Here is a 26,366-nt window from a genome sequence, read left to right as displayed (position 1 = left end):
GGGAGGTGAACGATGGTCGACTCGGGGAACAGGACTGCCTCGACCGAGGTGGCGGCCGTCCGTTCGGCCTCGTCGGCCCAGGCCACACCCGGTGCCAACAGCGCGGACGCCGCCGCGAACAAGCCACTGACGGGCAGGCGCACGTCGCTGCGCCGGCCCGCGATCGTCACCGAACGACCACCCGCGCCCGATGTGCGGGCCCTGCGCGCCCAGCTGCACCCGGCCCGCCTGCGCGGGTTCGTGCGGTCCTCACCGGGGCGACTGGTCACGGCCGGACTGGTGCTCATGGTGCTGTGCGTGACGGCGGGCGCGGTGACTTCGACGACCGTCAGCGACCGTCAGCAAGCTCTCGGCGTCCTGCTCGACGACACCGAGCCCGACGCGCACTCGGCCAATCACCTCTACACCTCCCTCTCCATCGCCGACGCCGCCGCGGGCACCGCGTTCCTGGCCGGTGGCCTCGAGCCGGTGGCGGTGCGTGACCGCTACACCCAGGCGATCGGCGAGGCCGCGGCCGAACTGGTGACCCAATCGGGCCATCTGTCCGAGGAGGAGGCCGCCGACCCCACGGGCGCCGACCGCAAACTCCGCACCGGGATCGCCACCGGGTTGCCGGTCTACACCGGTCTGATCGAGACCGCGCGCGCCAACAACCGCAGCGGCTATCCGGTGGGCGCGGCTTATCTCAGCGAGGCCTCGCACCAGATGCAGACCACGCTGCTGCCGATGGCCGAGGAGCTGGAGAACCATCGGCTCGACGCGGTGACCGGCGCCCAGCACCGGCACGTGCTGCCGCCGTGGCCCGCGATCGTGCTGCTGATGCTGACGCTGGCGGCGCTGCTCTGGGTCCAGGTGGAGCTGGCGCGCCGATCGCGGCGGGTGTTCAACATGGGCCTGCTGATCGGCACCGGCGCGCTGGCGCTGACCCTGGTGTGGACCGTGGCGGCCGGCTCGGTGTCGGCGGTGGCGATGATCCGCTGCCGCGATCAGGGCGCGGTGCCTGCTGCCCGGCTGGCCGAGAGCCGAATCCTGGTGCAGCAGGCCAGGTCCGCAGAGATGGTGAAGCTGGTGCGCCGCGACGCCACCGGCGACTACGACCGCACCTTCGACGCCAACACCACCCGGCTCACCGAACTACTCACCGGCTACCCGCAGGACGCGCCCGCCCGCGCCGAGGTCGCCGACGCGCGTGCCGCGCTGACCCGCTGGCAGGCCGCCCATCAGCGGATGAACGACACCCTGGCCCGTGGCGATTTCGCCGGCGCGACCGCCGTCGCCACCGGCGCGAGCGTGGCCGACTCGGCCGCACAGGTCGACGCGATCGACAAGGCCCTCGACAAGGCCGCCGCCTCGGCCCGAGACACCCTGCGCAGCAAGGTGTCCCAGGCCATCGAGGTGCTGGCGTTCCTGGCGCCCGGCGCGTTCGTACTCGGCGTCATCGGCGCGGTGTGCGTGGCGCTGGGACTGTGGCCGCGACTGCGGGAGTACCGGTGAGGCCCGGCCGAGCCGCGGCGGCGCTGGTGCTCGCGGTCGCCGCGCTGGCGGGTGGCTGTTCCGACAGCACGCCGACCCCTGCCGAACACACCGTGTACTCCGAACCACCGTTGCCCGCCAAGGCGATTCCGATCGGCACCGACACGCCGGTGCCGCCGCGCTCCGAGGTGGACTGCGGCGACCCGACGGCCAGCCTGCGGCCGAGCACCTCGCGCGGGCCGACCATCGACGCCATCCGCGCCCGCGGCAGGCTCATCGTCGGCCTGGACGCCGGGAGCAACCTGTTCAGCTTCCGCGATCCGCTCACCGGCCGGATCGTCGGCTTCGACGCCGACATCGCCCGCGAGATCGCGCGCGACCTGCTCGGCAACCCGGACCTGATCGAATACCGCAGTCTCGCTTCGGAAGAGCGCGAGCGGGCACTGCAGGAGCACACCGTCGACCTGATCGCCAAGACGATGACGATCACCTGCGAACGCAAGGAGAAGGTGGCGTTCTCCACCGTGTACCTGCGCGCCGATCAGCGGGTGCTCGCGGTGAAGAACTCCGGGATCAACGGCCTGGCCGACCTGGCGGGCAAGCGGGTGTGCGTGGCGCGCGGCACCACCTCGCTCGACCACATCCGCCGCGATCAGCCCGCCGCCACCATCCTGACCGTGCCCACCTGGGCCGACTGCCTGGTGGTGCTGCAGCAACGCCAGGTCGACGCGGTGAGCACCGACGACGCGATCCTGGCCGGGCTGGCCGCCCAGGACCCCTACACCGAGGTGGTGGGCGCGAGCATCAGCGCCGAACCGTACGGCATCGGCATCCCGAAGGGCGACGACGACCTGGTCCGTTTCGTCAACGCCACCCTCGACCGGATCCGCAACGACGGCACCTGGACCCGCATCCACCGCCGCTGGCTCGCCTCCCTCGGTGAGCCGCCGAGCCCGCCCGCCCCCACCTACCGGGACTGAGGCCATGAGCGAGAAGTCACCGAAAGACGCTCCGGCCCAGCCCGATCCGGAGTCCCAGCCCACCGAGCTGTCCCACCGCCCCGAAGGCGAGCTCCCCGGCGGCTGGACTTTGCCGCCCGCCCCCGCCGACGACGAAACCCTCCCCCTCCCCATCGTCGGCGCCCGCGCGGAACAGCCGCGCGCCGAACACGGGCAGGCCGACGCCGGTGAGCTGCCCCATGCCGCCCAGCGCGCCCAGCCCGACCAGCCGCGGGGCACCCAAGTCGCGTACCGCCCGGCCGCGGTTCCCGTCGACCCGCACATTCCACCGGCGACGCCGCGGCCCGACCTGCCGCCGGCGACCGAAGCCGCCCAGCGCCCAGACTCGGCGCAGCGCGCGCCCCACGCAGACGTCCCGCCGCCCATCCAGGCGACGGCGCGTGCGGAGTTCCCACCGGCGACCCGGGGCCACATCGACACTCCGCCCACCGAGATGACGCCGCGCACCGACCTCCCGCCGGCGACGCAAGCCGCCCACCGCCCCGACACCGCCGAAGGCACGCCGCATCCAGACGTTCCACCGCCCACCGAGATGACGCCGCGAGCCGGCCTCTCACCGGCGACGCAGGCCGCCCAGCGCCCCTTCCTGCCGTTGGGGGCGCAACTGGATGACGCGCCCGCCACGCAGCGCGCCGACGTTCCCGCCGACGACGCGCCCTGGCGGGTGACGGAACCGCCGGACACCTCGGCGACCACCGCCGAACCCGGCACCTCCACGCCGCACACCGGCCCGAGCACCGCGCGGTCGGGCCGCAGCGTGCGGACGGCGCGATCGCGCCCGACGCGGCGGCTCGGCGCCGGGCTGGTGCCGATTCCGACCGTCACGCCCGCGGATCCGCGCGCGGCCGTGCTGTCGGACCCGGTGGTGTCGGAGGGACGGCGGTTCTGCTGGCGGTGCGCGAATCCGGTGGGCCGGTCGACGCCCGCGCGCGCGGCCTCCTCAGCAGGGGTGTGCGAGACCTGCGGCGCCGCATACGATTTCCGGCCGTCCCTGCACGAGGGCGACATGGTCGCCGGGCAGTACGAGATCCAGGGCTGCATCGCGCACGGCGGGCTCGGCTGGATCTACCTGGCGATCGACCGCAATGTGAGCGACCGCTGGGTGGTGCTCAAGGGCCTGCTGCACGCCGGTGACGCGGAGGCGCAGGCGGTGGCCGTGGCCGAGCGGCAGTTCCTGGCCGAGGTGACGCACCCGAGCATCGTCAAGATCCACAACTTCGTCGAGCACACCGCCCCGGACGGCTCGAGCATCGGCTACATCGTGATGGAGTACGTCGGCGGCCGTTCGCTGCGCGACATCCTCGACGCGAGGCCGTCCGGTGAACGGATGCCGCTGGCCGAGGCCATCGCCTACGTGCTGGAGATCCTGCCCGCGCTGGAACACCTGCACTCGATCGGCCTGACCTACAACGACCTCAAGCCCGACAACGTGATGGTGACCGAGGACCAGGTCAAGCTCATCGACCTCGGCGCCGTGGCCCCCATCGAGGCGTACGGAAACCTCTACGGCACCAAGGGCTTCCAGGCTCCGGAGATCGCCAGGACCGGCCCGACCCCCGCCTCCGACGTGTACACCGTCGGGCGCACGCTCGCGGCCCTCACCCTGGCGCTGCCCACCGAGCACGGCCGCTACGTCGACGGCATTCCCGACCCGGCCACCGAACCGCTGCTGGCCCGCTACGAGTTCTTCCACCGTTTTCTGCTCACCGCGACCGACCCCGATCCGGCGCAACGGTTTCCGTCGGCGCGGGCGATGTCGGCCCAGCTGGCCGGTGTGCTGCGCGAGATCCTCGCCTACGACACCGACACCGAACATCCCCAGCTGTCCACAGTGTTCAGTCCCCAGCGCGCCAGCTTCGGCACCGAGGAACTGATCAGCCAGACCGACGCCTACCTCGACGGCGTCGGCCGCTCGCCGCTGCTCGACTCCGGCGATGTGGTCGCCGCGCTGCCAGTCCCGCTGCTCGACCCCGCCGATCCCTCGGCGCCGCTGCTGGCCGCCACGGCCAACCTCGAACCGGAGCGCGTGCTGGAGGCGCTGCACGAGGCGCGCGAGCGCGCCGAGGCCGACCCGGACAACGCGCCGGAGACCCTCGCCGGTGAGCTGGTCTTCGCCGAGGCACGGGCCCGCCTGGAACTCGGCGAATCGGCGGCCGTCCTGCACCTGCTCGACCGCGTCTCCGGTGAATCCGATTGGCGCGCCGACTGGTTCACCGGCCAGGCGTGTCTGCTGGAACTCGACTACGAGTCCGCCTTCGCGGCCTTCGAGGCGGTGCTGCGGGTGCTGCCCGGCGAGATCGCGCCCAAACTGGCGCTGGCCGCGACCGCGGAATTGATTCTGCAGCACTGGGACACCGATTCCCCCGAGCAGTGGCGCGCGTTCGCCGAGCGCTACTACGGCACCGTGTGGCGCACCGACCGCGCCGTGGTGAGCGCGGCGTTCGGCCTGGCCAGGCAGCAGGCGGTGGCAGGCCGGGTGGGCGAGGCGGTGCACGCGCTCGACGACGTGCCCGCGTCGTCGCGGCACTTCACCACCGCGCAGACCACCGCGATCCTGTTGCTACTCACCAGCGCTCCCGTCGCCGAGCTCGACGAGCAGGTGCTGCGCCTGGCCGCCTCGCGCGCCCAGTCCATCCCGCCGGGGGAGCATCGCTCGACGCTCATGCGCACCCTGGTCCAGGGCACCGCGCTGGCCTGGCTGCAGGCGGGCAACACACCGAAACGCAAGGACGCCAAGCTGTTCGGCCATCCCTTCGACGAGCGAGACCTGCGCGACGGCACCGAATCGGGCCTGCGCTCGATCGCGCGCAACGCCCCCGGCCGCGTGCACCGCTACGCCCTGGTCGACCTCGCCAACTCGCTGCGCGCGAAGTCCTGGTTCTAGCCGCCGACCAACCGGTGCGCGGCCCGCGCGATGGCGAGCTCCTCGTTGGTCGGCACCACGAGCACCGTCACCGGCGCCGAGTCCGGCGAGATCACCCGCACGCCAGGCGTTCTGGTCTCGTTGCGCTCCGCGTCGACCTCGATGCCGAGCCCCGCGAGCCCAGCCAGCGCGTCGGCGCGCACCGCGGCACTGTTCTCGCCGACGCCCGCGGTGAAGACGACGGTGTCGAGGGTCCCGAGCTCCACCAGGTACGCGCCGAGGTAGCGGCGCAGGCGGTGGATGTAGACGTCGTAGGCCAGTTTCGCCGCCGCGTCACCGTTGTCGATGAGCTGCTGCAGTTCGCGGAAATCGTTCACCCCCGACAGGCCCTTGATCCCGGAATTGCGGTTGAGCAGCTGCTCCACCGCGGGCAGATCGAGCCCGGCCGCGTTCATCAGCTGCGGCATGATGCCGGGGTCGAGATCGCCCGGGCGCGTGCCCATGACCAGTCCCTCGAGCGGGGTCATGCCCATGGTGGTGTCCACCGCGACCCCGCCGCGCACGGCCGAGGCCGACGCGCCGTTGCCCAGGTGGAAGACGATCTGATTGAGCTCGCTCGCCGGTCTGCCGAGGAACTGCGCCGCCTTCTCCGACACGTACTGGTGCGAGGTGCCGTGGAAGCCGTACTTGCGAACACCGTGCGCCGCGGCGATCTTCGCGTCGATGGCGTAGGTCTTGGCCGCCTCGGGCAGGGTGTGGAAGAAGGCGGTGTCGAATACCGCGACCTCGGGAATGCCGGGCAGCAGTTCCCTGGTCGACTCGATGCCGATCACATTGGCCGGGTTGTGCAGCGGCGCGAGGACCGACAGCTCGTCGATGGTGCGCACGACCTCGTCGGTGATCAGCGTGGGCTGCCAGAACACCTCGCCGCCGTGCACCACCCGGTGCCCGACCGCACCCACCCCGATGGTGGTCAGGTCGATCCCGGTGTCGCGGAACATCGCGAACGCCTGCCGCAGACCCGCCCGGTGATCGGCGATCTCCCCGTCGTGCACCAGCTTCCGGTCACCGCACTCGTGCACGATCCGGCCGCCGTGCGCCTCACCGATCTTCTCGACCAGTCCCGAAGCCAGCACCTCGGCCGAATCAGCGTGCAGCAGCTGGTATTTGATCGAGGACGACCCGCAGTTCAGGACCAGTACCAGGTCGCTCACGCCTGCTCCCCCTGCGCCTGGATGGCGGTGATCGCCACCGTGTTGACGATGTCGGCGACCAGCGCGCCGCGCGACAGATCGTTGACCGGCTTGCGCAGACCCTGCAGCACCGGGCCGATCGCGACGGCGCCCGCGCTGCGCTGCACCGCCTTGTAGGTGTTGTTGCCGGTGTTGAGATCGGGGAACACGAACACCGTCGCGCGCCCGGCCACGTCCGAATCGGGCAGCTTGGCGCTGGCCACGGCGGGCTCGATGGCCGCGTCGTACTGGATCGGGCCCTCCACCGGCAGCTGCGGCGCGCGCTCGCGGACCAGGTCGGTGGCGGTGCGCACCTTGTCGACATCGGCGCCGCTGCCCGACTCGCCCGTCGAGTACGACAGCATCGCCACCCTGGGTTCGATGCCGAACCTGGCGGCCGTGCCCGCCGAGGACACGGCGATGTCGGCCAGCTGCTCCGAGGTCGGATCGGGCACCACGGCGCAGTCGCCGTAGGCGAGCACCCGGTCGGCCAGGCACATCAGGAACACACTCGACACCGTGGCCACGCCCGGCACCGTCTTGATGATCTCGAAGGAGGGCCGGATGGTGTGCGCGGTGGTGTGCGCGGCACCGGAGACCATGCCGTCGGCGATGCCCTTGTAGACCATCATCGTGCCGAAATACGAGATGTCGGCCATGGTTTCGCGGGCGCGCTCGAGCGTCATGCCCTTGTGCTTGCGCAGTTCGGTGTACTCGGCGGCGAACTCGTCGAGGTAGCCGGAGGTGCGCGGATCGAGCACCTGCGCCGCGGCGATGTCGACGCCGAGTTCGGCGGCGCGCGCACGCACGGCGGTCTCGTCGCCGAGGATGGTGAGGTCGGCGATCTTGCGCTGCAACACCCGCCCGGCGGCGCGGAGGATGCGGTCGTCGTCGCCCTCGGGCAGGACGATGCGCTTGCGGTCGCCGCGCGCCCGCTCGATCAGCTGGTACTCGAACATCTGCGGGGTCACCACGTGCGACGGCGGCACCTGGATGCGTTTCAGCAGCTCCGGCGCGTCGACACGCTCCTCCATCAGTGCCAGCGCGGTGTCGACCTTGAGCGGGCTGCCCGCCCACATCCGGCCCCTGGTGCGGTGTACGGCGCTGGCGGCGTCGTAGGTGCCGAGTTCGGTGGTGAGGATCGGCAGCTTCGGGTGCAGGCCGTCCATCAGGCGCGCGATCGCGGGATGCGGGCGGATGCCGCCGTTCATGATGATGCCGGCCAGCGACGGAAAGCCCGCCGCCTCATGGGCGTTCACCACCGAGAGCAGCACGTCGGAGCGATCGCCCGGCGCGATGACGACCACGCCGTCGGACAGCCGCTCCAGGATGTGCTCGGCCGTCATGCCGCCGACCATGATGCGCAGCGCCTCGCGCTGCAGCAGTTCCGGGTCGCCGCTGTAGATCTCGCCGTCGATGGCCCCGCACAGTTCGCCCATCGTGGGCGCCATCAGCAGCGGCACCTCGGGCAGCGTCCACGACGGCACGTCGAAATCGGCGATGGCGGCACCGATCTCGTTGATCTCGTCGGGCGCGCACCGGTTCACCACCACCGCGACCAGCTGGGCGTGTTCGGCCACCAGTTCGCTGCGACACAGCTCGGCCAGCTGCTTCACCTCGCCGGGGCTGCGCTCGGCCCCGCGCACCACCAGCAACACCGGCGCGCCGAGGTTCACCGCGATGCGGGCGTTGAAACGCAGCTCGCTCGGGCTGGCCACGTCGGTGTAGTCGCTGCCGACGATCACCACCGCGTCGCACGCCTTGGCCACGTCGTGGAAGCGCATCACGATCTCGCTGATCGCGGCGTCGGGGTCGCGGTGCACGTCCTCGTAGGTGACGCCGACGGCCTGCTCGTAGCCGATGTCGGCGGTGCTGTGCTCGAGCAGCAGCTCCAGGATGTAGTCCGGTTCGTCGGTGGAGCGGGTGATCGGGCGGAACACCCCGACGCGGGCGGTGGTCGCGCACAGCATCTGCAGCACGCCGAGCGCCACCGTGGATTTTCCGGTGTCACCCTCCGGTGAGGCGATGTACACGGTGGACGGCGCTTGTTCGACCATGCTCGCGAGCTTAGTGAATTCTCGGCGATTCGGGCGTTCGGTGTGGCGCGATCGGCCACGTTATAGTCCGGCCCATGACACCGCAGTTCCCGGATCGGCAGTGGGGTTCGCGCACCTCCCTGGTCTCCCGTGCCGCCAATCGTTTCGCCGCGACCAAGCCGGGCTCCTGGCTGATCCGCACCGCGACGCCGCTGGACCGGGCCCTGCTCGAGCGCACCGACGCCAAGTACACCGTGCTCGGCCCGATCGGCGCGCCGGTGATCCTGCTGACCACCACCGGCCGCAAGTCCGGTGTCGCGCGCACCCAGCCGCTGCTCTACGTGCACGACGGCGACACCCTCTACGTCGTCGGCTCCAACTTCGGCCAGGCCCATCACCCCGCGTGGACCGCCAACCTGCTCGCGAACCCCTCGGCCACCGTCGCCATCGCGGGCGAGCGCATCCCCGTCATCGCCACCCTCGTCCCCGACGCGGAGAAGGAAGCCGTCTTCGCCCGCTTCGTCGAGATCACCGGCGCCTACGCCGCCTACCGCGACCGCACCACCCGCGACCTCCGCATCTTCGCCCTGCGCCGGGCATAGGTCGCGCCCCACGCGCGTTGCCGATGATCGTGAAGTTCGCGATCAGCTACAACACCCCGCTCTACGGCACCGACCCCGATCGGCTGGTCGCCTTCGCCCAGCACGCGGAGCGATGCGGTTTCGAAGGCCTCTACCTCCCCGATCACATCGCGCTCCATCCCGGTGCGAAGGTCGGGCCGATCGAACTGGATCCGACGCTCGCCTTCGTCGACCCGCTCGACACCCTGAGTTTCGTGGCGGCCTCGACGAGCAGCCTGCTGCTCGGCACCGGCGTGCTGCTGCTGCCCTACCGTCATCCGGTGGTGCTGGCCAAGCGGCTGGCCACCATCGACCAGCTCTCGCGCGGCCGGATGCGGCTGCTCACGGTGGGGCTCGGCGCACTGCCCGGGGAAGCCGAGGCCCTCGGTGTGGACTATCGCAGCCGGGGCAGGCGCGCCGACGAGGCGATCCAGGTCTTGCGCGCGCTGTGGTCCGGTGGCGCCGACGGCACCGAATTCCACGGCGAGTTCTTCGATTTCACCGGGCTGTGCAGTTATCCCAAGCCGTACGGGACCACCGAACTGCCCGTCCACATCGGCGGCTCCAGCCTCGCCGCCGCACGCCGGGCAGGTCGACACGGCGACGGCTGGTTCCCCGGCGGCATGCTCGCCCCGCTCGAGCGAGCCAGGCAGTGGGAGCTGGTGCGCGACACCGCGATCGAGGCGGGTCGCGATCCCGCCGCGCTGGAGTACACCCGCTGGGGTTCGATCGACATGCCGACCGAACGCGCGGAAGGCCTTGCCTCCCAGGGAGTCACCCGCATTGTCGTCGGCGCGTCGGCGAGTGAACCCGCTCGGCAGTTCGACGAGATGTCGAAGCTGGCCGAGCGGTTCGGGCTCGCGGTCAGGCCAGGGCGCGCAGGCGAGGAGCCAGGTCACGCTTGAACAGGTCGAGGAAGCGCAGCTGGTCGTGGCCGGGGGCGTGGAAGACCAGGTGGTTGAGGCCCGCGTCCAAGTAGGGCTTGATCTGGGCGACGGCCTCATCGGGGTCGCTGGCCACGATCCAGCGCTTGGCGACCTGTTCGATCGGCAGCGCGTCGGCGGCGGCCTCCATCTCGATGGGGTCGGTGATGTCGTGCTTCTGTTCCGCGGTCAGCGACAGCGGAGCCCAGAAGCGCGTGTTCTGCAGTGCCAGTTCGGGATCGGTGTCGTAGGAGATCTTGATCTCGATCATCTTGTCGATGCCGGCGAGGTCGCGGCCCACCTTCTCGGCGCCCTCGGCGACCGCGGGCAGCAGCTTCTCGGTGTAGAGGTCCATGCCCTTGCCCGAGGTGCAGATGAAACCGTCGCCGGCGCGGCCCGCGTAGCGCGCGACGACCGGGCCGCCCGCGGCGATGTAGACCGGGATGCCGCCCTTGGGCACGTCGTAGATGGAGGCGCCGACGGTGTGGTAGTACTCGCCGTCGAAGTCGACGCGGTCGCCGGTCCACAGCTCACGCATCAGGTTCACCGCCTCGCGCAGGCGCGCGAAACGCTCCTTGAAATCGGGCCATTCGCCCTTGTAGCCGGTCGCGATCTCGTTGAGCGCCTCGCCGGTGCCGACACCGAGCATCACCCGTCCCGGGTACAGGCAGCCGAAGGTCGCGAAGGCCTGCGCGATGACGGCCGGGTTGTAGCGGAAGGTCGGGGTGAGCACCGAGGTGCCGAGCATGATGCGTTCGGTGCGCTCACCGGCGGCGGCCAGCCAGGCCAGGGAGAACGGCGCGTGGCCGCCGTTGTGCCGCCACGGCTGGAAGTGATCGCTGACGGTCGCGCTGTCGAGCCCGTGCTCCTCGGCCGCCACCGCCAGCTCGACGAGCTCACGCGGCCCGAACTGTTCCGCCGACGCCTTGTATCCGAGCTTGAGATCAACCATCTCAGCCACTCCTGTCATTCGCTTCGTCGCAGCCCCTGCCGCTTCGACACTAACCAACGCCGATCCCTACTGTCTGGTCGCACGGTCGCCGGTTTTAGCCGATGATTAGCTGATGACCGCCAAGGATGAGCAGATCTTGTCGTATCTGACCGACATGGACGGTGTGCTGGTGCACGAGGATCAACTGATCCCCGGCGCCGACGAGTTCCTGGCCGAGCTGCGGAAGAACGAGATCCCCTTCCTCGTCTTGACCAACAACTCGATCCGCACCCCGCGCGACCTGCAGGCGCGTCTGCGGCACACCGGCCTGGACATCCCCGAGGAATCCATCTGGACCTCCGCGCTGGCCACCGCCACCTTCCTCGACGACCAGCGCCCGCACGGCACCGCGTATGTCGTGGGCGAGTCCGGTCTCACCACCGCCCTGCACGAGATCGGCTACGTGCTCACCGACAGCGACCCCGACTACGTGGTGCTCGGCGAGACCCGCACGTACTCCTTCGAGGCGATCACCACCGCGATCCGGCTGGTCGACCGCGGCGCCAAGTTCATCGCCACCAACCCCGACGCGACGGGCCCGTCCCGCGACGGCGTGCTGCCCGCCACCGGCTCGGTCGCCGCCCTCATCACCCGCGCCACCGGCAAGGAGCCGTACTACGTCGGCAAGCCGAACCCGCTGATGATGCGTTCGGCCCTGCGCCGCATCGGCGCGCACTCCCAGTCGACGGTCATGATCGGCGACCGCATGGACACCGACGTGATCTCCGGCCTGGAGGCCGGGATGCGCACGATCCTGGTCACCTCGGGCATCTCCACCAAGAGTTCGGTCGAGCAGTACCCGTTCCGCCCGACGCTGGTGGTCGATTCGGTCGCCGACCTGCTCAATCGCACCCGCACGCCGTTTCTGGCATAGCCGCCGGAGCATGAGACGCTGATCACATATCCTCGGAGTGCGCGGCAAATCATGGGGATCGGGTGGCCACATGGATTCGGACGGCGGTGTTGATCGGGCAGCGGCGACGCGGAGCGCGTTGACGCGGCTGGTCGCGGGCTTCGACGACGCGTGGGAGAGTTCGGGTGAGCCGCCGGATCTGGCCGCCCATCTGCCCGCTGACCGGGGGTTGCGGCGCTCGGCGTTGATCGAGCTGATCAAGGTCGATCTGCGCAGGCGGTGGCGGGGAGCGGGCACCCGCAAGCGGCTCGCGGAGTACCGGGCGCAATTTCCGGAACTGGATTCGGCGCCGTTGCCGCCGGACCTGATCTACGAGGAGATCAGTGTGCGCAGCCGGGGGCATGATCAGGACCTCGATCTCAGCGAATACGAGCAGGAGTTCGCGCCGCAGATGGCGCAGATCGCGACCCGGCTCGACACCGCGACCCTCACCTCCGACAGCTTCCGTACCACGCTCATCGCCGATCCGGCCACCGTCGACGCGCTGGACGACCTGGTCGTCGGCAGCACCATCGACGACTTCGACCTGCTGCTCCGGCTCGGGCAGGGCGCGTTCGCGCGGGTGTTCCTCGCTCGGCAACGGTCCATGCAGCGGCTCGTCGCGGTGAAGATCTCGCAGGATCGCGGCACCGAACCGCAGACCCTGGCCCAACTCGATCACGAGCACATCGTGCGCGTGTTCGACCAGCGCCGGCGCACGGACGAGCATCTGAAGCTGATGTACATGCAGTACGTGCCCGGCGGCACCCTGCTGGGCGTGTTGCGCCTGGTCCGGGCCACGCCGGTGGAACGGCGGACCGGTCAGCTGCTGCTCGACGCGGTGGATGCCGCGATCGCCGCGGACGGCGTGCTCACGCCGGTGGCGTCCACGACCCGCGCCGCCCTGGCGAAGCTGACCTGGCCCGAGGCAGTGGCCTGGCTGGGCAGCCGACTCGCGACCGCGCTGGACTACGCCGACCGGTGCGGTGTGCTGCACCGCGACGTCAAACCGGCCAATGTGCTGCTGACCGCGGACGGCCAACCGAAACTCGCGGACTTCAACATCAGCTTCAGCACCCACATCCCCGGCGCCAGCCCCGTCGCGTACTTCGGCGGTTCGCTGGCCTATATGTCACCGGAGCAGCTGGAAGCCTGCGATCCCGGCCTACCGACCTCCGCCGCGGACCTCGATACCCGCAGCGACCTCTACGCGCTCGCGGTGGTCCTGTGGGAACTGCTGACCGGCCGCAATCCGTTCGCCGACGACGTCGCGACGGGCGATTCCGACAGTGTGCTCACCAGGATGATCGAACGCCGCCGGCAGCCGATCGACGCCCGCCTGCGGGCCGCCGCGCCGCCGGACTGCCCACAGGTGCTGTGCCATGCCCTGCTGACCTGCCTGTCGCCCGACCCCGACGACCGATTCGCCTCCGGCGCCGACCTCGCCCGGCATCTCGACCTCGCCTTGGACCGCAAGGCCCGCGACCTCGTCGACCCACCCGCCCAGAGCGTGCGCGGACGGCTGCACAACCGGCCGCTGCCGGTCGTGACCCTGTCGAGCGTGATCGGGCAGGTGCTCGGCGCCCTGTACCTCTCGGCGCACAACACCGAACTGCTGTCCCTCGAACTCGACGCGGACGCGCAGAGCCAGATCACCAGACTCGCCGTGATCGCCGCCGGCATCGGCTATCCGCTGGGTGTCGCGCTGCTGCTGTACTGGTGCCGACTGGTGTTCCTGGTCCCGGAGGGACTACGGCGTGGCAAACACTACGACGATCGGACCCTCGTCAAGGCTCGCGCGGACACACTCGCGTGCGGCGATCGCGTCGCCGTCGTCGCGTTCGCCGGGTGGATGATCGCCATGGTCGTCTTCCTGATTCAGTTGCGCGAGACCGCCGATCTGTCGGCCGGGCTGTATGCCAACCTGATCGCCTCCCAGATGATCGCCGCGGCGATCGCCGTCGTCTACAGCTACTTCCCGGTGACGTTCTTCGTCCTCCGCTGGTACTACCCGGCATTGATCGCCGCCGGGCACCGATCCCCGGCCGAAACCGTTCCGCTGCGTCGCCTGGCCCGGCGCAGCCGGATCTATCTCGGCATCGCCGCGTCGGTTCCGCTGCTCGGCGTCGCCGTGGGTCTGGTGTTCCTCGACCCCACCCAGCAGCAGGCCGTGCTCGCCTCGATCGTCGCCCTCTGCGTCGGCGGCCTCGTCGCCTTCGTCGTCGCCCTGCGCGTCTACTACGCGCTCGAGTCCGATCTGCACGCGTTCGGCCGGGTCATCAACCCCTCCGCCCGTCCCTGAACGAGTTCGGGAATACGCCACGACCACCCTGAGTTATAGTTGCCATGGCAACCAAAGGAGGGCACGTGCAGTTCGGAATCTTCACCGTCGGTGATGTGACCACCGATCCCACGACCGGCCGCACCCCCACCGAGGCCGAGCGGATCAAGGCGATGGTCGCGATCGCGCAGAAGGCCGAGGAGGTGGGGCTCGACGTGTTCGCGATGGGCGAGCACCACAATCCACCCTTCGTCCCGAGCTCGCCGACGACCATGCTCGGCTACATCGCCGGCCGCACGGACAAGATCATGCTGTCCACCTCGACCACGCTGATCACCACGAACGACCCAGTGAAGATCGCCGAGGACTTCGCGATGCTGCAGCACCTGGCCGACGGCCGCGTCGACCTGATGCTCGGCCGCGGGAACACCGGCCCGGTCTACCCGTGGTTCGGCAAGGACATCCGCGACGGCATCCCGCTGGCCATCGAGAACTACCACCTGCTGCACCGGCTCTGGCGCGAAGACGTCGTGGACTGGGAAGGCAAGTTCCGCACCCCGCTGCAGTCGTTCACCTCGACGCCGCGTCCGCTCGACGACGTCCCGCCGTTCGTCTGGCACGGCTCCATCCGCAGCCCGGAGATCGCCGAACAGGCCGCCTACTACGGTGACGGTTTCTTCGCCAACCACATCTTCTGGCCCACCGACCACTTCCAGCGGCTGATCGAGCTCTACCGCCGCCGCTACGAGCACTACGGCCACGGCAGCGCCGACCAGGCCGTCGTCGGCCTCGGCGGGCAGGTGTTCATGCGCAAGAACTCCCAGGACGCCGTCCGGGAATTCCGGCCCTACTTCGACAACGCGCCCGTCTACGGACACGGCCCGTCGCTGGAGGAATTCACCGCGCAGACCCCGCTCACCGTGGGCAGCCCGCAGCAGGTGATCGAGAAGACGCTCACCTTCCGCGAGAACTTCGGCGACTACCAGCGCCAGCTGTTCCTGATGGACCACGCGGGCCTGCCGCTGAAGACCGTGCTCGAGCAGCTCGACCTGCTCGGCGAGGAAGTGGTCCCGGTGCTGCGCAAGGAGTTCGCGGCGGGCCGTCCCGCCCACGTGCCCGACGCCCCGACCCACGCATCGCTGCTCGCGGCCGAGAATGCCACGGAGGTGACCGCATGACCACCCGCATCGCGGTGGTGTCGGCCGGGCTGTCGCAGCCCTCGTCGACCCGGCTGCTGGCCGACCGGCTGGCCACCGCCACCGCTCGCGAACTGCGCGCCGCGGGCGCCGAGGTCGAACTCGACTTCGTCGACCTGCGCGACCACGCCCGCGATCTCGCCGACAATCTGCTCACCGGATTCCCGGCGCCGTCGCTGCGGACCGCGATCGACCAGGTCGTCACCGCCGACGGCCTGATCGCGGTCACCCCGATCTTCAGCGCGTCCTACAGCGGTCTGTTCAAGACCTTCTTCGATGTGCTGGAACCGGATTCGCTCGCGGGAAAGCCGGTCCTGGCCGGCGCCACGGGCGGGACCGAACGCCACTCGCTGGCACTGGAACACGCGGTCCGTCCGCTGTTCGCCTACCTGCGCTCCGTCGTCGTACCCACCGCCGTGTACGCCGCTTCCTCGGACTGGGGCGCGCGCGGCGCCGACCAGTCCCTCACCAACCGGATCGACCGCGCCGCAGGCGAATTCGCCACCCAGATCCTCGGCAGGCCCAGCGCCGGACCAGCCGACCCCTATGACGAGCCGACCCCGTTCGCGGACCTGCTCGCCGCCAACCTGCCCCGCTAGACACCGACCCACAAGGAGTTTCCATGACCACCGCACTGACCAACGGCCTCACCGCGGGCACCTGGGCCATCGACCCCACCCACTCCACCGTCGGCTTCTCGGTCCGCCACCTGATGGTGAGCAAGGTCCGCGGCCGCTTCACCGACTTCGACGGCGCGCTCGTCATCGGCGAGGACGGCACCGCCTCGGCCACCGCCGAGATCCGGGTCGACTCCCTCACCACCGACAACGCCCAGCGCGACGGCCACCTGCGCACCGCCGACTTCTTCCACGCCGAGCAGTTCCCGGTGATGACGTTCAAGTCCACCGCCTTCCGCGGCGATGGCAACGATTTCGTCGTCGACGGCGAGTTCACCGTGCGTGGCAACACCAAGCCGGTCACCCTCGAGGTCGAGTTCCTCGGCGTCAACCCGGGCATGGGCAACGGCCCGGTCGCCGGCTTCGAGGCCAAGACCGTGGTCTCGCGTCGCGACTTCGGCCTCGACATCGACATGCCGCTGCCCGACGGCGGCGCGGTCATCGGTGACAAGATCACCCTGACCCTGGAGATCGAAGCCGTTCTGCAGAGCTGAGTCCCGCTCCGACGCCCCCGTCACCCGCCCGGTGCCGGGGGCGTCGCGCTGTCCGGCGGGCACACTGGGAGAGTGGCAGCCGAACTGCGTTCTCTCACCGTCGACATCGACACCGGCCGCTGGCGTGACACCGTGCTCACGAACGTGGATCTACGGGTGCCCGACGGCCGGATCACCGCGCTGCTCGGCGGCCCCGGCGCCGGCAAGACGATGATCGCCTACGCCCTGACCGGTCGTCTGCCCGCGTCGGCACGAGTCACCGGCGAGGTGGTGGTCGACGGCAGCGTCGGTTACATCCCCCAGGACGGCATCGACGCCTTCGGCCCGCACCGGCCCGTCGGCGAGCAGCTCAGGAGCATAGCCGCCCCCGACAGAGCCATGACCCTCGACCGAGCGTGCGCCGCCGCGTACTACCCGCGCGAGGTGATGGACCTGCTGCCGAAACAGCACTCCGCGGGCCAGATCCAGCGCGCCGCGGTCGCCGCCGCCCTGCGTGCCGCCCCCGATCTCCTCGTCGCGGACAGCCCCACCGCCTCCCTCGACCAGGGCACCGCCCACGCCGTCTGGCAATCCCTCCGCGCCTACGCCGACACCGGCGCCGCCGTCCTGGTCATCACCCACGACCTCCCCCTCCTCCTCACCACCGGCTACGCCGACCACCTGGCGATCATCGCCCGAGGCCGCATCCGGCACCCTCCCCGACCTCGCCGCCACCGACGACCCCCTGATCCGCAGGAATTTCCAAGCCTCCTGCTACTGACCAGGCCGCCCCGCATCACGCGATCGTGTACGCCTCGTCGCCGAACCGGGCGACCACCTCGACCTCCCCACCAAGACCCTCGACGTACTTCCGGATCGTCTCCAGCCGCGATCGCTCGATCTCACCGTGCTCGATCTTGGAGACGGTTCGCTGACCGATCCCGATCTTGTTGCCCAGTTCGGTTTGATTGAGGTGCTTGGCTTCCCGCAATTCCGCCAGCCGATACGCCCGTTCCACGGAGCGCATCTTCTTCCGCACGGCCGCGACGCGGGCAGGATCGTGCCCGCCGGCCGGATGACGAGACCTGCCGCTCTCGAATAGTTCCAATTCGAATGCCTCGACCCGGCGAGCGTATCCACCCAGGCCATGGCGCGCAGGACGGCTCGCAGACTTCGACCGTCGCCTAGGACGTTTCCTCGGTGAGGATCGTGTCGAGGACGGTGGAGAGGTGGGTGAGGGTGGTGACGGTGGCGGCGAATTGGGTGGGGCCGAGGGCGGCGGCGAGTTTGCGGGCGATGACCGCGTGCTGGGGGTTGATCTGCTGGACGGCAGCACGGCCCTGATCGGTGGCCGCGACCAGTTTGGCGCGGCGGTGGGCGGGATTCGGGCGGTATTCGCACAGGCCCTTGGCGACGAGCAGGTCGGCGACGCGCTGCACGCTCTGGCGGGTGATGCCCATCTGCCGAGCGATCCCCGCCACCGGCAGCGGTTCGGCGAGCACGGCGCCGAGCACCTGCCACCAGGCGGCCGTGAGACCGGCCGGCGCGGCCAATTCCTCGGCGATGGCGAGGAATTGGCCGTTGAGGCGAAATGAGGTGATGGCGGCGGTGGAGAACAGTTCCTGATCGTTCATCAGGCGTGGGCGGCCTCGTACTCGGCGAGCACCGCGTAGGCCGCCGGATCCCGGTGCGCGAACAGCTGATACCAGGCCTCGATGATGCGCGGCTCGGACACCTCCAGCCGGGTGAAGACCTCCCTGGCGAACTCGAACGGCGACATGGAGTCGGCGGTGATCACGTCGCGATCCGTGACGGCGGGCGCGTCGACGTAGTGCGCCCCACCCGAATACCCGCTGTAGGCAAGGTATTCCGAGGCATTGGAGGTGTGCGCGCGATCGTCGAGCAGACCGGCGCGGGCCAGCCCGAAGGTGGCGCCGCAGATGCCGGCGACCGGCACGCCCGCCGCGACGAACCGCCGCGCCGCCTCTTCGAACGGCGCCAGCGCGTCACCCTCCCACAGGTCGGCGCCGGGCAGGATCAGCATCGCGCTGTCGGCCGGGTCGAGATCGGCGAGCGCGAGGTCCGGCGTCACCCGCAGCCTGCCCGCGGTGGTGATCGGGTCGGTGCTCAGCCCGACCGTCACGACCTGGAACGTTCCCGGCTCGCGATGCCAGCCGTTGTTGGCGATGTGCGCGGTGGCCGCGCCCACTTCCCAGTCGGCGAGGGTGTCGTACACGGCCATGTGGACTGTCTTGATCGTCATGACAGTATGCTGTCATATTCGACAGCATACTGTCAATAAGAATTTCGAAACCCGCCCGCAGGTCCCACGTCGTACGCTGACGTCATTCGGTGCGAGACAAGGAGACTCAGCGCGATGACCGACCCCGTACAGGGCCTGACGGGAACCATCACCTCCCCGATCCGTGCGGCGGGAGCGCTGGGCGAAGTGCTCGTCGCGATCCGCGGGGGCACCGAGACCTATCTCGCCCGCGCCGACGAGCCGATCGCGGCCGGAGCCACCGTGTTGATCGTCGCGGTCCACCCGGGCCGGCTGGTCGACGTCGTCGCCTGGATTCCGCTCACAAAGGAGAACTGAACATGCTGGGCTATCACGTTCCCGATCCCGACGAGGCGATGCTGGTCAGCGGCGCCAAGACCAAGGACAACGCGCCGTTCAAGGTGGTCATCGGCCGCGGCACCTGGGTGATCCCGCTGTTCCGCAAGGTCCGCTACCTCTCGCTGGCCATGTTCGAGTCCGAGATCAGGGAGCGCTGCGTCACCAAGCAGGCCATCCAGCTGGATGTGCGCGCGGTGATCGCGTTCAAGGTCGCCAACGACACCCAGTCGATCGTCAACGCGGCACAGCGCTTCCTGTCCGAGCAGGAGCAGGAGATGTCGGTGCTCACCGGCCGCATCTTCTCCGGCCACCTGCGCTCGATCGTCGGCTCGATGACCGTCGAGGAGATCATCCGCGAACGGCAGAAGCTCGCCGACGAGGTGCTGATCGCCTCGAAGGTGGAGATGAGCAACATCGGCCTGTGGGTCGACTCGTTCCAGATCCAGTCCATCGACGACGGCAACCTCGGCTACATCAACGCCCTTGCCGCGCCGCACAATGCGGCCGTGCAGCGCGACGCCCAGATCGCCCAGGCCCAGGCCGCGCAGCGCGCCGCCGAGGCCGAGCAGGAATCGCTGCGCCGCCGCGCCGAGTACGAGCGCGAGACCTCGATCCTCAAAGCGCAGTATCAGCGCGACATCGACAAGGCCAATGCCGAAGCGGCACAGGCGGGTCCGCTCGCCGACGCCATCGCCCGCCAGGAAGTGCTCACCGCGCAGGCCGAGCAGGCCCGCAAGAACGCCGAACTGCGCGAGCAGGAGCTGCAGGCCGAGGTCGTGAAACCCGCACTGGCCGAGGCGGAACGGGTCCGCATTCTGGCCGAGGCCGAAGCCGACCGCACCCGCATCCAGGCCGAAGCCGCCGCCTCCAACAACCGCATCGCCCTCGACCAGCTCCTCATCGAGCAGCTGCCCGAGATCGTCAAGCAGGCCTCCACCGGCCTCGCCAACGCCAATCTCACCGTCCTGAACGGACCCGACGGCGTCGGCGAACTCGTCAACGGCATGGTCGGTCAGGGCCTGACGGTCTTCAACTCCCTCCAGAAAGCCCTCGCCAACGGCGAGAACGACAAGGTCTGATCCACTACCGCCTCGCCGCCCTGCCCCTAGCCGTCATTCGCTTGGAGCAGGGCGGGGAAGCCAGGTGCCACAATCCGAACATTGTTGCTGTACGTGCCGGGCGGCAGCAGATCCGGACTGATATAGCTCGCCTCGCGCACGATGCCACCCTCGAGGAAGACAAGGACGTTCCCGGTCCCCAGAAATGCATCTTCCATTTCCACCTCTGCACCGACCATCTTCTCCACGTAATCGCGGCTGACCGGGTGATGCGATACGTATACCTTGTCCCACCCCGGCTCGGTGATATCCGCGAGCCGCAACGCGCCTCCGCGCTGCCGAAGGTCGGCCAGCTGCCCGGAGAGAAACTTGTCCTCTTGCAGATGATCTCCCAAGACCCCACATCCCGTCACGATCAGACCCAATATCAGCGCAAAAAGAATATGGGCTCCTCTAGTTATCACTCGTACCATAGTTCTCACCGTCGCTTCCGGGATTGTAGCCACCAGGTTTGAAGTCGATGCCATGATCGACCGGGTTGGTGCCGCCGGTAGCGGGAAGATCTGTTGCGCGGCCGGTTTGACCGAGAGCCACCGTGTCGCTCGGGACAAGTCGGCCGCTCGAATCGACTACGACCATCTGGCCGTCCTGCACGGCATCCTTGATACGTGCAGCCAATTCCTCTGGGCCAGCATCTGGATGTTCTGAAGCGATACGCCTGCCGACCTCGTTGTTATGCAGGTCCATCGCTTCGGCCGTCGCAGTGTTGGTACCAGTTCTCTCGTGGGCCGTCGCGTACTCCTCAGCAAATTCTGGACCGAATCTGTTCGCCAGCATGGCGTTCCAGTATGCATGGCGAAACGCGTCCGAATGACCGTCAGTTATTCCTTGACCCTCAAAAACGTTCTCGGACTCATGGACCGCGGTCTTGTACACGCCGTATGCATCCCGGGCTCCATCCAGTCCAATATCCGTCAGCAACCTACTTTCGCCGGTTGTCATCGGCATTGCACCGAACACCCAGCTCAACGGTGGCTTCGGCCATGTCGTCATTCCGTCGGGGTCGACTGTAACGTTGTAACGCGCCAGTAGGTCAGAGCATTGGACGTGAGGATACCCTGCATGTTCAATATCTCGATCGATAGCGAATCCAATGCGATATTCAGGGCCGCCTGGCAATCCGATCTCGATACTGAACCTTTGTCGCTGCCGCTGACAATCCAGTCATCGGATACAGCATATCCCGCCAGCGTTGCATCCGAATATTTATCCAGCGCCGCACGGCGAAGCAACCAGAGATTCGTTACCGAAGACTGTGCAGCAGTCGGGACGTCTTCAATTTCATAGAAGATGCGCCGCGACTGCTCGAAATCCTCGTCAACCCTTTCGTAAGCCGCGTTGTAGGCCACACCTTGCCAACTTGAAGCCACTTCGCCGAAGTAATTCCGCGAGGAGGTTATACTTTCCAGGAAACCATCGTTCACGGACTTGAGTTTGTTCACCCAGGCCTGCAGACCATCGAGGTCCCACCGATCCAGTTCGGACTTCTTCGGCTTTATCTGCTTAGTCAAGATCGGGCCGCCGTGTAGTCCATTTCATTCATTTTGCCCGCGAATTCCGAGTCCGTCATAGAAATCTGCGCGGCACACGTACGCATATTCGACGCAACGGATTTCATTCTCTCGGCGACTCGCAGATACGCCCCTTCAGTCTTTTCGGCTAGTTCTGCACAGAGAACCGCTATATCAGTGCCTGGGAGCGCCGGACTGGCAGTCGATCTGATGTCCAGAGCATCCACTTGATTTCCGACGCCGTCGAGCTTGTTCGCCACTTCGATGATTTGTTGAGTATCGGCTTCTAACACCGACGTGCCCCCTCTGCACGGTTGAATCCCCTGGTCGTAGCCGGGCAGCTGCATGCGCAGCCGCAGCGGCGCCGAAGAACCGCTTCAGAGTAGCCGAAGTGCGCCAGCCCACGCGACGCCAGCCCTCCCGGATGCTCGCCTGTAGACATTGGTAGATAATTCAGACCTATACTGGCGGATATGAAGTCCATCAGTGTCGGTGAGCTGCGTCAGAACCCGTCCGCCATGGTTGCCGACGTGGAGTCGGGCGAGGTCTACGAGTTGACGCGGCACAACCACCGGGTGGGATACATCGTGCCCGCCGTGTCATCGACACAGATCATTCCGCGCAAGGCGTCCGGGCGGCCCGGTACCAGGGCGATTCGCCGTCATGAGCTCCGGACGGCCGCTTCTATCGACGACTTGCTGGAGTCGGAGAAGGGCGAGTGGTGAGGTCGTTCTACCTCGACACGTCGGTGGCGATCCGGATCATTCTCGGTCACTCGCCCCAGGCCGCCGAGTGGTTCGATGATGCCGCGGGCGGTGAGGGCAGCCGGGTCATCTCCTCCCGGTTGCTGCGTACCGAGATGACCAGGGTGCTACGCCGCGAGGGACTGCCGGTTCTCGAGCGGGATCGGATCATCGACTACATCGATATCATCCCGATCGACCACGCCGTCCTCAACGAGGCCGAGGCCATCATTTCGCACATCCGGACGCTGGATGCCATCCATTTGGCTTCGGCGCTACGTAGCGGTCTGGAAGACCTCACCATCGTGACCCATGACAAGAACGTGGCCACGGTGGCCGAACAGCTCGGCTTCGCGGTGTTCGACCCTGTCGGCTAGGACTGCACGGGCAGGTCGGGGTGGTGGTGGCGGAGGGCTTCGAGGATTTGTTCGGCGGGGGCGCCGAGGGTGGATTCGGGGAGGTTGAGGCCGCCGTAGCCGAGGCGGGCGTTGACTTTCGCCAATTGGCGGGTCCACCAGGAACTCTGGGCGTAGAAGGTTTCCGGGTCTCGCAGTCCCAGCTGGACGTAGCGGACCTCGGTGCCCGAGGTGTGCTGGACGGCGATGCGCGCGTGGGTCACGTCCGACCACGCGAGGTAGCCGCCCTGGCGATGGGTCACGCCGATGTCGGTGACGGTCAGTTCCGGTCGACGCAGAATCAACCGGAGACCGGTGGCCACCGCGCCGAGCAGGCCGAACAGCGCGCCCGCGGCACCGGCGACCACCATCACCGGTGTGCCGCGCGCCATCATCCAGATGCCGGCGGCGGCGAACACCAGCGAGATCGCCAGCAGCCCCACCATGCGTGAAACAGACGGATAGAAATTGGTCGCCGAACGCGGCACTCCCCCGGTACTCATCCACCGATTCTAGTGGCCACCAGCCACTTTCACCGCCAGAAATCAGCCCCGCCGGTTCGACAACGCCTGCCGAATCCGGTGGTTCAGAACAGCAGGCCGAGGAGCCATTCGAAGAAGTTCGCGATCAGGCGGAAGATCCAGCGCAGGATTCGGGTGAGGACAGACGGCCCACCTGATTTGGACAGGCTGACGCGGCGGGCCATCCGTTTCCTAGCTCAGTGCGTGGTCGAGGTCGCCGAGGAGGTCTTCGAGGTCCTCGAGGCCGACCGAGATGCGGACGACGCCGTCGGACAGGCCGATGGTGGCGCGGCCCTCGGGGCCCATCGCGCGGTGCGTGGTGGTGGCGGGGTGGGTGATCAGCGTCTTGGCATCGCCGAGGTTGTTGGAGATGTCGATGATGCGCAGGCGGTTCAGCACCTCGAACGCGCGCTTCTTGCCGTCCTCGCCCGCGAGCTCGAACGTGACCACCGTACCGCCGCCCGACATCTGCGAGGTCGCCAGGTCGTACTGCGGATGTGATTCCAGGAAGGGGTATTTCACCCAGTTCACCGACTTGTTGGTCTCCAGGAACTGGGCGACCTTCAGCGCCGACTCGGTGGACTGACGCACGCGCAGCGGCATCGTCTCGAGACCCTTGAGCAGGGTCCACGCGTTGAACGGGCTCAGCGCGGGGCCGGTGTGGCGCATCAGGTTCTTGACCGGGCCGTCGATGTAGTCCTGGGCGCCGAGGATCGCGCCGCCGAGCACGCGGCCCTGGCCGTCGATGTGCTTGGTGCCGGAGTAGACGACCACGTCGGCGCCGAGTTCGAACCCGCGCTGCAGCAGCGGGGTGGCGAAGACGTTGTCCAGCACCACCTTCGCGCCCGCGGCGTGGGCCAGCTCGGTGACCTTGCGGACGTCGACCAGGGTCTGCATCGGGTTGGCCGGGGTCTCGAAGAACACGGCCTGGGTGGGCACCGAGAGCGCCTGCTCCCACTGCTCGAGGTCGTCGCCGTCGACGAAGACGGTCTCGACGCCCCAGCGCGGCAGGATCTCGTTGCACACCACGAAGCAGGAGCCGAACAGGCTGCGCGCGGCCACCAGCCGGTCGCCCGCCTTCAGCAGCGCGCCCAGGGCCGTGAACACCGCGGACATGCCGGAGGCGGTCGCGAACGCGGCTTCGGCGCCGTCGAGCAGGCGGATGCGCTCCTCGAACATGGCCACCGTCGGGTTGCCGTAGCGGGAGTAGACGAAGTGCTCGACCTCGCCGGTGAAGGAGGCTTCGGCCGCCTCGGCGCTCTCGTAGACGAAACCCGAGGTCAGGTACAGCGCCTCGGAGGTCTCCTCGAAACCGGAGCGGCGCAGGCCGCCGCGAACACCGAGCGTGGCGGGGCCGACGCCCTCGGGCAGTGGCTTGTCGAACGAACCACCGGTGATCATGCGTTTCTCCTTATGCCTGACGCCACGGCAGGCCGACCGCGCGCCAGCCGACGCTGCCGCGCTGCCCGAACGCGTCGGGGCCGCCCTCGAAACCGTCCAGCACGTTGTAGGACGGGGTGAAGCCCGCCGCCGTCGCCACGGTCGCCGCGCCGATGGAGCGCTGACCCGAGCGACACAGGAACACCACGGGCGCGTCGGCAGGCCGGTCGCCCAGCGCCTGCGCGAGTTGGGCCGCGAACTCGGGATTGCGGGTGCCGGTGCCGTCGACCCACTCGATGAAGTGGGCCGGGCGCCCGATGGAGCTGGTGTCGGGGATGCCGATCTGCGCCCACTCGCCTTCGGTGCGCACGTCGACGAGCACCGCGTCGGGATGCTCGGTCAGGATCTCCCACGCCTTCTCAGGGGTGATGTCGCCGGCGTAAGTCATGTCGAACCTCCTGCGTGAATCCGCTCTTGCCGTGGCGGTTGTCCAGCACACGGCCAGGTCGTCACCCGGAGCACCCCACCGCGGAGGAGGGTTGCCGACCAGCGAGCCGGGGCTTGGCGCTGGCACTCATGACCTTGCGGTCTGAGATTGCCCCGGCACAGGTCACCGTGTCAAACGGTCAGGGCGTGCAGACCAGCCAGGCACCGTCGACGCGGGTCAGGTTCCAGGTGCTGGTCGAGGACTTGTCACCGATCAGGACGGTGGCGTCGATCTTGGCGCGGTCGCCGTTGACGGTCGCCTTGTCGAAACCCTTCTTGTCGACCGTCACTTCCGATTTCGGGCCGCCGAGCCGCTCGGACAGGCCGGATGCCACCTCGTCGAAGCCAGGGCAGGCGACACCGGGCGGCGGACGCAGCTCACTGCGCGAGCGCGCGTCGATATAGTTGGAGACGGCGGCCGTGAGCCGATCGGCCTCTGTGACATTTTTCTCAGCGGGCGAGAGCAGCCCGCCGAGCACGATGCCGATGAGCACGAGGACCGCGATCACGGCGGCCGCGACGAACGGGACGATGGAACGCTTGTCGGTCTGATCCACCACGATGGGCTGGTCGTCCGACCCTTTTTGCTCCTCGTTCATGCTGTAATCCTGACAGACCCGGCGCCGGCGACCACACCGCACGCCGGACGGCCACGACACCGCAGATAGAATCGCCAGAAGTGTGGCTCGCTGCCGGGGAGAAGGCAGCTGCCGACAGCCGGATCGTCAAGTTAGCCTAGGCTGAGTTGACGCCGTCAAACGTTATCGACCAAAGGGTGCGCGTAGAAAATGACCGAACAGAGTGCAGCGACCCGCCCGCTCCGCATTGCGATCGTGGGCGCAGGACCGGCCGGTATCTACGCCGCCGACGCGTTGATGAAGTCCGATGCCGACGTGAGCATCGACCTCTACGAGCG

28 protein-coding genes, 2 pseudogenes and 1 riboswitch are annotated in these 26,366 nt (G+C 68.6%); of the genes and pseudogenes, 16 read left to right on the top strand and 14 right to left on the bottom strand.

Annotation, left to right across the window (positions count from 1 at the left end; translation table 11 throughout):
* Window positions 1-12: 12 nt before the first annotated feature.
* The 3 genes from DFR69_RS19350 to DFR69_RS19340 all read left to right on the top strand — a co-directional run bounded on the left by DFR69_RS19350 (window position 13) and on the right by DFR69_RS19340 (window position 5,376).
* The gene (locus DFR69_RS19350; protein ID WP_244198357.1) at window positions 13-1,494 is read left to right on the top strand and encodes a hypothetical protein; all 1,482 of its coding nucleotides are present in this window, start codon (window positions 13-15) and stop codon (window positions 1,492-1,494) included.
* Window positions 1,491-2,453 carry a glutamate ABC transporter substrate-binding protein gene (locus DFR69_RS19345; RefSeq protein WP_110039310.1) on the top strand — a complete coding sequence of 321 codons (963 nt, stop codon included), beginning with the start codon at window positions 1,491-1,493 and terminating at the stop codon, window positions 2,451-2,453. The genes DFR69_RS19350 and DFR69_RS19345 overlap by 4 nt, the downstream gene beginning before the upstream one ends.
* A 571-nt stretch (window positions 2,454-3,024) precedes the next feature.
* Entirely contained in the window at window positions 3,025-5,376 is a 2,352-nt protein-coding gene (locus DFR69_RS19340) for a serine/threonine-protein kinase PknG (protein ID WP_110039309.1), read from the top strand.
* Here DFR69_RS19340 and DFR69_RS19335 read toward each other — a convergent pair.
* The gene (locus DFR69_RS19335) at window positions 5,373-6,569 is read right to left on the bottom strand and encodes an acetate kinase (RefSeq protein ID WP_110039014.1); all 1,197 of its coding nucleotides are present in this window, start codon (window positions 6,567-6,569) and stop codon (window positions 5,373-5,375) included. The two genes, DFR69_RS19340 and DFR69_RS19335, sit on opposite strands and share 4 nt — an antisense overlap.
* Entirely contained in the window at window positions 6,566-8,644 is a 2,079-nt protein-coding gene (gene pta, locus DFR69_RS19330; RefSeq protein WP_110039013.1) for a phosphate acetyltransferase, read from the bottom strand. Before pta ends, DFR69_RS19335 begins: the two co-directional genes overlap by 4 nt.
* A 74-nt stretch (window positions 8,645-8,718) precedes the next feature.
* Between pta and DFR69_RS19325 the strand changes: the two genes are divergently transcribed.
* Window positions 8,719-9,225, top strand: a complete 507-nt coding sequence (locus tag DFR69_RS19325; RefSeq protein ID WP_110039012.1) for a nitroreductase/quinone reductase family protein — start codon at window positions 8,719-8,721, stop codon at window positions 9,223-9,225.
* A gap of 23 nt (window positions 9,226-9,248) precedes the next feature.
* The gene (locus tag DFR69_RS19320; RefSeq protein ID WP_208644018.1) at window positions 9,249-10,148 is read left to right on the top strand and encodes a TIGR03619 family F420-dependent LLM class oxidoreductase; all 900 of its coding nucleotides are present in this window, start codon (window positions 9,249-9,251) and stop codon (window positions 10,146-10,148) included.
* On the opposite strand, the gene fgd is transcribed toward DFR69_RS19320, so the two are convergent.
* A complete protein-coding gene (fgd, locus tag DFR69_RS19315; RefSeq protein WP_110039307.1) occupies window positions 10,108-11,118 on the bottom strand; it encodes a glucose-6-phosphate dehydrogenase (coenzyme-F420) in 1,011 nt (336 codons plus the stop codon). The two genes, DFR69_RS19320 and fgd, sit on opposite strands and share 41 nt — an antisense overlap.
* A gap of 112 nt (window positions 11,119-11,230) precedes the next feature.
* Between fgd and DFR69_RS19310 the strand changes: the two genes are divergently transcribed.
* The 6 genes and pseudogenes from DFR69_RS19310 to DFR69_RS35795 form a co-directional block, all read left to right on the top strand.
* Entirely contained in the window at window positions 11,231-12,031 is an 801-nt protein-coding gene (locus tag DFR69_RS19310; RefSeq protein WP_110039011.1) for an HAD-IIA family hydrolase, read from the top strand.
* A gap of 70 nt (window positions 12,032-12,101) precedes the next feature.
* On the top strand, window positions 12,102-14,351 hold the full coding sequence (locus DFR69_RS19305; RefSeq protein ID WP_110039010.1) for a serine/threonine-protein kinase: 2,250 nt from the start codon (window positions 12,102-12,104) through the stop codon (window positions 14,349-14,351).
* A 65-nt stretch (window positions 14,352-14,416) separates the two neighbouring features.
* Window positions 14,417-15,508 carry an LLM class flavin-dependent oxidoreductase gene (locus tag DFR69_RS19300; RefSeq protein WP_110039306.1) on the top strand — a complete coding sequence of 364 codons (1,092 nt, stop codon included), beginning with the start codon at window positions 14,417-14,419 and terminating at the stop codon, window positions 15,506-15,508.
* Window positions 15,505-16,125, top strand: a complete 621-nt coding sequence (locus DFR69_RS19295) for an FMN reductase (RefSeq protein WP_110039009.1) — start codon at window positions 15,505-15,507, stop codon at window positions 16,123-16,125. The genes DFR69_RS19300 and DFR69_RS19295 overlap by 4 nt, the downstream gene beginning before the upstream one ends.
* 23 nt (window positions 16,126-16,148) lie before the next feature.
* On the top strand, window positions 16,149-16,697 hold the full coding sequence (locus tag DFR69_RS19290) for a YceI family protein (protein ID WP_110039008.1): 549 nt from the start codon (window positions 16,149-16,151) through the stop codon (window positions 16,695-16,697).
* A 72-nt stretch (window positions 16,698-16,769) separates the two neighbouring features.
* Window positions 16,770-17,171: pseudogene (locus DFR69_RS35795) on the top strand (ATP-binding cassette domain-containing protein); the annotation flags it as partial.
* Between the two features lie 301 nt (window positions 17,172-17,472).
* On the opposite strand, the gene DFR69_RS19280 reads toward DFR69_RS35795, so the two are convergent.
* The 3 genes from DFR69_RS19280 to DFR69_RS19270 form a co-directional block, all read right to left on the bottom strand.
* Window positions 17,473-17,694, bottom strand: a complete 222-nt coding sequence (locus DFR69_RS19280; RefSeq protein ID WP_208644017.1) for a helix-turn-helix domain-containing protein — start codon at window positions 17,692-17,694, stop codon at window positions 17,473-17,475.
* Between the two features lie 166 nt (window positions 17,695-17,860).
* Window positions 17,861-18,310, bottom strand: coding sequence for a MarR family winged helix-turn-helix transcriptional regulator (locus DFR69_RS19275; RefSeq protein ID WP_110039007.1), 450 nt, complete (start codon window positions 18,308-18,310; stop codon window positions 17,861-17,863).
* Window positions 18,310-18,939, bottom strand: a complete 630-nt coding sequence (locus DFR69_RS19270) for a DJ-1/PfpI family protein (protein WP_167456333.1) — start codon at window positions 18,937-18,939, stop codon at window positions 18,310-18,312. Before DFR69_RS19270 ends, DFR69_RS19275 begins: the two co-directional genes overlap by 1 nt.
* Before the next feature lie 114 nt (window positions 18,940-19,053).
* On the opposite strand from DFR69_RS19270, the gene DFR69_RS19265 reads away from it, so the two are divergent.
* Together DFR69_RS19265 and DFR69_RS19260 are read left to right on the top strand one after the other, a co-directional pair.
* On the top strand, window positions 19,054-19,275 hold the full coding sequence (locus DFR69_RS19265; RefSeq protein WP_110039006.1) for a hypothetical protein: 222 nt from the start codon (window positions 19,054-19,056) through the stop codon (window positions 19,273-19,275).
* Between the two features lie 2 nt (window positions 19,276-19,277).
* Window positions 19,278-20,375 carry an SPFH domain-containing protein gene (locus DFR69_RS19260; protein ID WP_110039005.1) on the top strand — a complete coding sequence of 366 codons (1,098 nt, stop codon included), beginning with the start codon at window positions 19,278-19,280 and terminating at the stop codon, window positions 20,373-20,375.
* A gap of 26 nt (window positions 20,376-20,401) precedes the next feature.
* Here the strand turns inward: DFR69_RS19260 and DFR69_RS19255 are convergent, their stop codons facing one another.
* Genes DFR69_RS19255 through DFR69_RS34080 form a run of 4 tightly spaced genes read right to left on the bottom strand, consistent with a single transcriptional unit; the run spans window position 20,402 to window position 22,218 of the window.
* Entirely contained in the window at window positions 20,402-20,749 is a 348-nt protein-coding gene (locus DFR69_RS19255; RefSeq protein WP_110039004.1) for a hypothetical protein, read from the bottom strand.
* A gap of 58 nt (window positions 20,750-20,807) precedes the next feature.
* Window positions 20,808-21,407 carry a DUF6973 domain-containing protein gene (locus DFR69_RS19250; RefSeq protein WP_208644016.1) on the bottom strand — a complete coding sequence of 200 codons (600 nt, stop codon included), beginning with the start codon at window positions 21,405-21,407 and terminating at the stop codon, window positions 20,808-20,810.
* Window positions 21,404-21,925 (bottom strand): hypothetical protein, encoded by a 522-nt coding sequence (locus DFR69_RS34085; protein ID WP_146229361.1) that lies wholly within the window; start codon window positions 21,923-21,925, stop codon window positions 21,404-21,406. The genes DFR69_RS19250 and DFR69_RS34085 overlap by 4 nt, the downstream gene beginning before the upstream one ends.
* A complete protein-coding gene (locus DFR69_RS34080; RefSeq protein WP_146229360.1) occupies window positions 21,922-22,218 on the bottom strand; it encodes a hypothetical protein in 297 nt (98 codons plus the stop codon). Before DFR69_RS34080 ends, DFR69_RS34085 begins: the two co-directional genes overlap by 4 nt.
* A 180-nt stretch (window positions 22,219-22,398) precedes the next feature.
* On the opposite strand from DFR69_RS34080, the pseudogene DFR69_RS35310 reads away from it, so the two are divergent.
* Together DFR69_RS35310 and DFR69_RS19240 are read left to right on the top strand one after the other, a co-directional pair.
* A pseudogene (locus tag DFR69_RS35310) lies at window positions 22,399-22,554 on the top strand (type II toxin-antitoxin system Phd/YefM family antitoxin); the annotation flags it as partial.
* 92 nt (window positions 22,555-22,646) lie between these two features.
* Window positions 22,647-23,045 (top strand): type II toxin-antitoxin system VapC family toxin, encoded by a 399-nt coding sequence (locus DFR69_RS19240; protein WP_208644015.1) that lies wholly within the window; start codon window positions 22,647-22,649, stop codon window positions 23,043-23,045.
* On the opposite strand, the gene DFR69_RS19235 is transcribed toward DFR69_RS19240, so the two are convergent.
* The 4 genes from DFR69_RS19235 to DFR69_RS19220 all read right to left on the bottom strand — a co-directional run bounded on the left by DFR69_RS19235 (window position 23,042) and on the right by DFR69_RS19220 (window position 26,049).
* The gene (locus tag DFR69_RS19235) at window positions 23,042-23,566 is read right to left on the bottom strand and encodes an STM3941 family protein (RefSeq protein WP_146229359.1); all 525 of its coding nucleotides are present in this window, start codon (window positions 23,564-23,566) and stop codon (window positions 23,042-23,044) included. The genes DFR69_RS19240 and DFR69_RS19235 overlap by 4 nt on opposite strands.
* Window positions 23,567-23,776: 210 nt before the next feature.
* Entirely contained in the window at window positions 23,777-24,985 is a 1,209-nt protein-coding gene (locus DFR69_RS19230; protein WP_110039000.1) for an O-succinylhomoserine sulfhydrylase, read from the bottom strand.
* Window positions 24,986-24,995: 10 nt separating this feature from the next.
* A complete protein-coding gene (locus DFR69_RS19225; protein ID WP_110038999.1) occupies window positions 24,996-25,412 on the bottom strand; it encodes a rhodanese-like domain-containing protein in 417 nt (138 codons plus the stop codon).
* 17 nt (window positions 25,413-25,429) lie between these two features.
* Window positions 25,430-25,546: riboswitch (SAM riboswitch) on the bottom strand.
* 44 nt (window positions 25,547-25,590) lie between these two features.
* Window positions 25,591-26,049, bottom strand: a complete 459-nt coding sequence (locus DFR69_RS19220; protein ID WP_110038998.1) for an Rv0361 family membrane protein — start codon at window positions 26,047-26,049, stop codon at window positions 25,591-25,593.
* 189 nt (window positions 26,050-26,238) lie between these two features.
* Between DFR69_RS19220 and DFR69_RS35305 the strand changes: the two genes are divergently transcribed.
* A partial coding sequence (locus DFR69_RS35305; protein ID WP_244198377.1) for an FAD/NAD(P)-binding protein occupies window positions 26,239-26,366 on the top strand: 128 nt, incomplete at its 3' end.

The organism is Nocardia neocaledoniensis (assembly GCF_003182135.1).
In the GTDB taxonomy this organism is placed as follows: Bacteria; Actinomycetota; Actinomycetes; order Mycobacteriales; family Mycobacteriaceae; genus Nocardia; species Nocardia neocaledoniensis.
This window is presented reverse-complemented; position numbering and strand designations above follow the sequence as displayed.

What these genes read in the sequence shown, in the direction of transcription:
- DFR69_RS19270 (WP_167456333.1), bottom strand. Translation starts at nt 18,939, where the DNA reads ATGACGATCAAGACAGTCCACATGGCCGTGTACGACACCCTCGCCGAC.
- DFR69_RS19225 (WP_110038999.1), bottom strand. Translation starts at nt 25,412, where the DNA reads ATGACTTACGCCGGCGACATCACCCCTGAGAAGGCGTGGGAGATCCTG.
- DFR69_RS19295 (WP_110039009.1), top strand. Translation starts at nt 15,505, where the DNA reads ATGACCACCCGCATCGCGGTGGTGTCGGCCGGGCTGTCGCAGCCCTCG.
- DFR69_RS19340 (WP_110039309.1), top strand. Translation starts at nt 3,025, where the DNA reads ATGACGCCGCGAGCCGGCCTCTCACCGGCGACGCAGGCCGCCCAGCGC.
- DFR69_RS19290 (WP_110039008.1), top strand. Translation starts at nt 16,149, where the DNA reads ATGACCACCGCACTGACCAACGGCCTCACCGCGGGCACCTGGGCCATC.
- DFR69_RS19320 (WP_208644018.1), top strand. Translation starts at nt 9,249, where the DNA reads ATGATCGTGAAGTTCGCGATCAGCTACAACACCCCGCTCTACGGCACC.
- DFR69_RS19305 (WP_110039010.1), top strand. Translation starts at nt 12,102, where the DNA reads ATGGATTCGGACGGCGGTGTTGATCGGGCAGCGGCGACGCGGAGCGCG.
- DFR69_RS19265 (WP_110039006.1), top strand. Translation starts at nt 19,054, where the DNA reads ATGACCGACCCCGTACAGGGCCTGACGGGAACCATCACCTCCCCGATC.
- DFR69_RS19250 (WP_208644016.1), bottom strand. Translation starts at nt 21,407, where the DNA reads ATGACGACATGGCCGAAGCCACCGTTGAGCTGGGTGTTCGGTGCAATG.
- DFR69_RS19230 (WP_110039000.1), bottom strand. Translation starts at nt 24,985, where the DNA reads ATGATCACCGGTGGTTCGTTCGACAAGCCACTGCCCGAGGGCGTCGGC.
- DFR69_RS19325 (WP_110039012.1), top strand. Translation starts at nt 8,719, where the DNA reads ATGACACCGCAGTTCCCGGATCGGCAGTGGGGTTCGCGCACCTCCCTG.
- pta (WP_110039013.1), bottom strand. Translation starts at nt 8,644, where the DNA reads ATGGTCGAACAAGCGCCGTCCACCGTGTACATCGCCTCACCGGAGGGT.
- DFR69_RS19235 (WP_146229359.1), bottom strand. Translation starts at nt 23,566, where the DNA reads ATGAGTACCGGGGGAGTGCCGCGTTCGGCGACCAATTTCTATCCGTCT.
- DFR69_RS19275 (WP_110039007.1), bottom strand. Translation starts at nt 18,310, where the DNA reads ATGAACGATCAGGAACTGTTCTCCACCGCCGCCATCACCTCATTTCGC.
- DFR69_RS19220 (WP_110038998.1), bottom strand. Translation starts at nt 26,049, where the DNA reads ATGAACGAGGAGCAAAAAGGGTCGGACGACCAGCCCATCGTGGTGGAT.
- fgd (WP_110039307.1), bottom strand. Translation starts at nt 11,118, where the DNA reads ATGGTTGATCTCAAGCTCGGATACAAGGCGTCGGCGGAACAGTTCGGG.
- DFR69_RS19260 (WP_110039005.1), top strand. Translation starts at nt 19,278, where the DNA reads ATGCTGGGCTATCACGTTCCCGATCCCGACGAGGCGATGCTGGTCAGC.
- DFR69_RS19350 (WP_244198357.1), top strand. Translation starts at nt 13, where the DNA reads ATGGTCGACTCGGGGAACAGGACTGCCTCGACCGAGGTGGCGGCCGTC.
- DFR69_RS19310 (WP_110039011.1), top strand. Translation starts at nt 11,231, where the DNA reads ATGACCGCCAAGGATGAGCAGATCTTGTCGTATCTGACCGACATGGAC.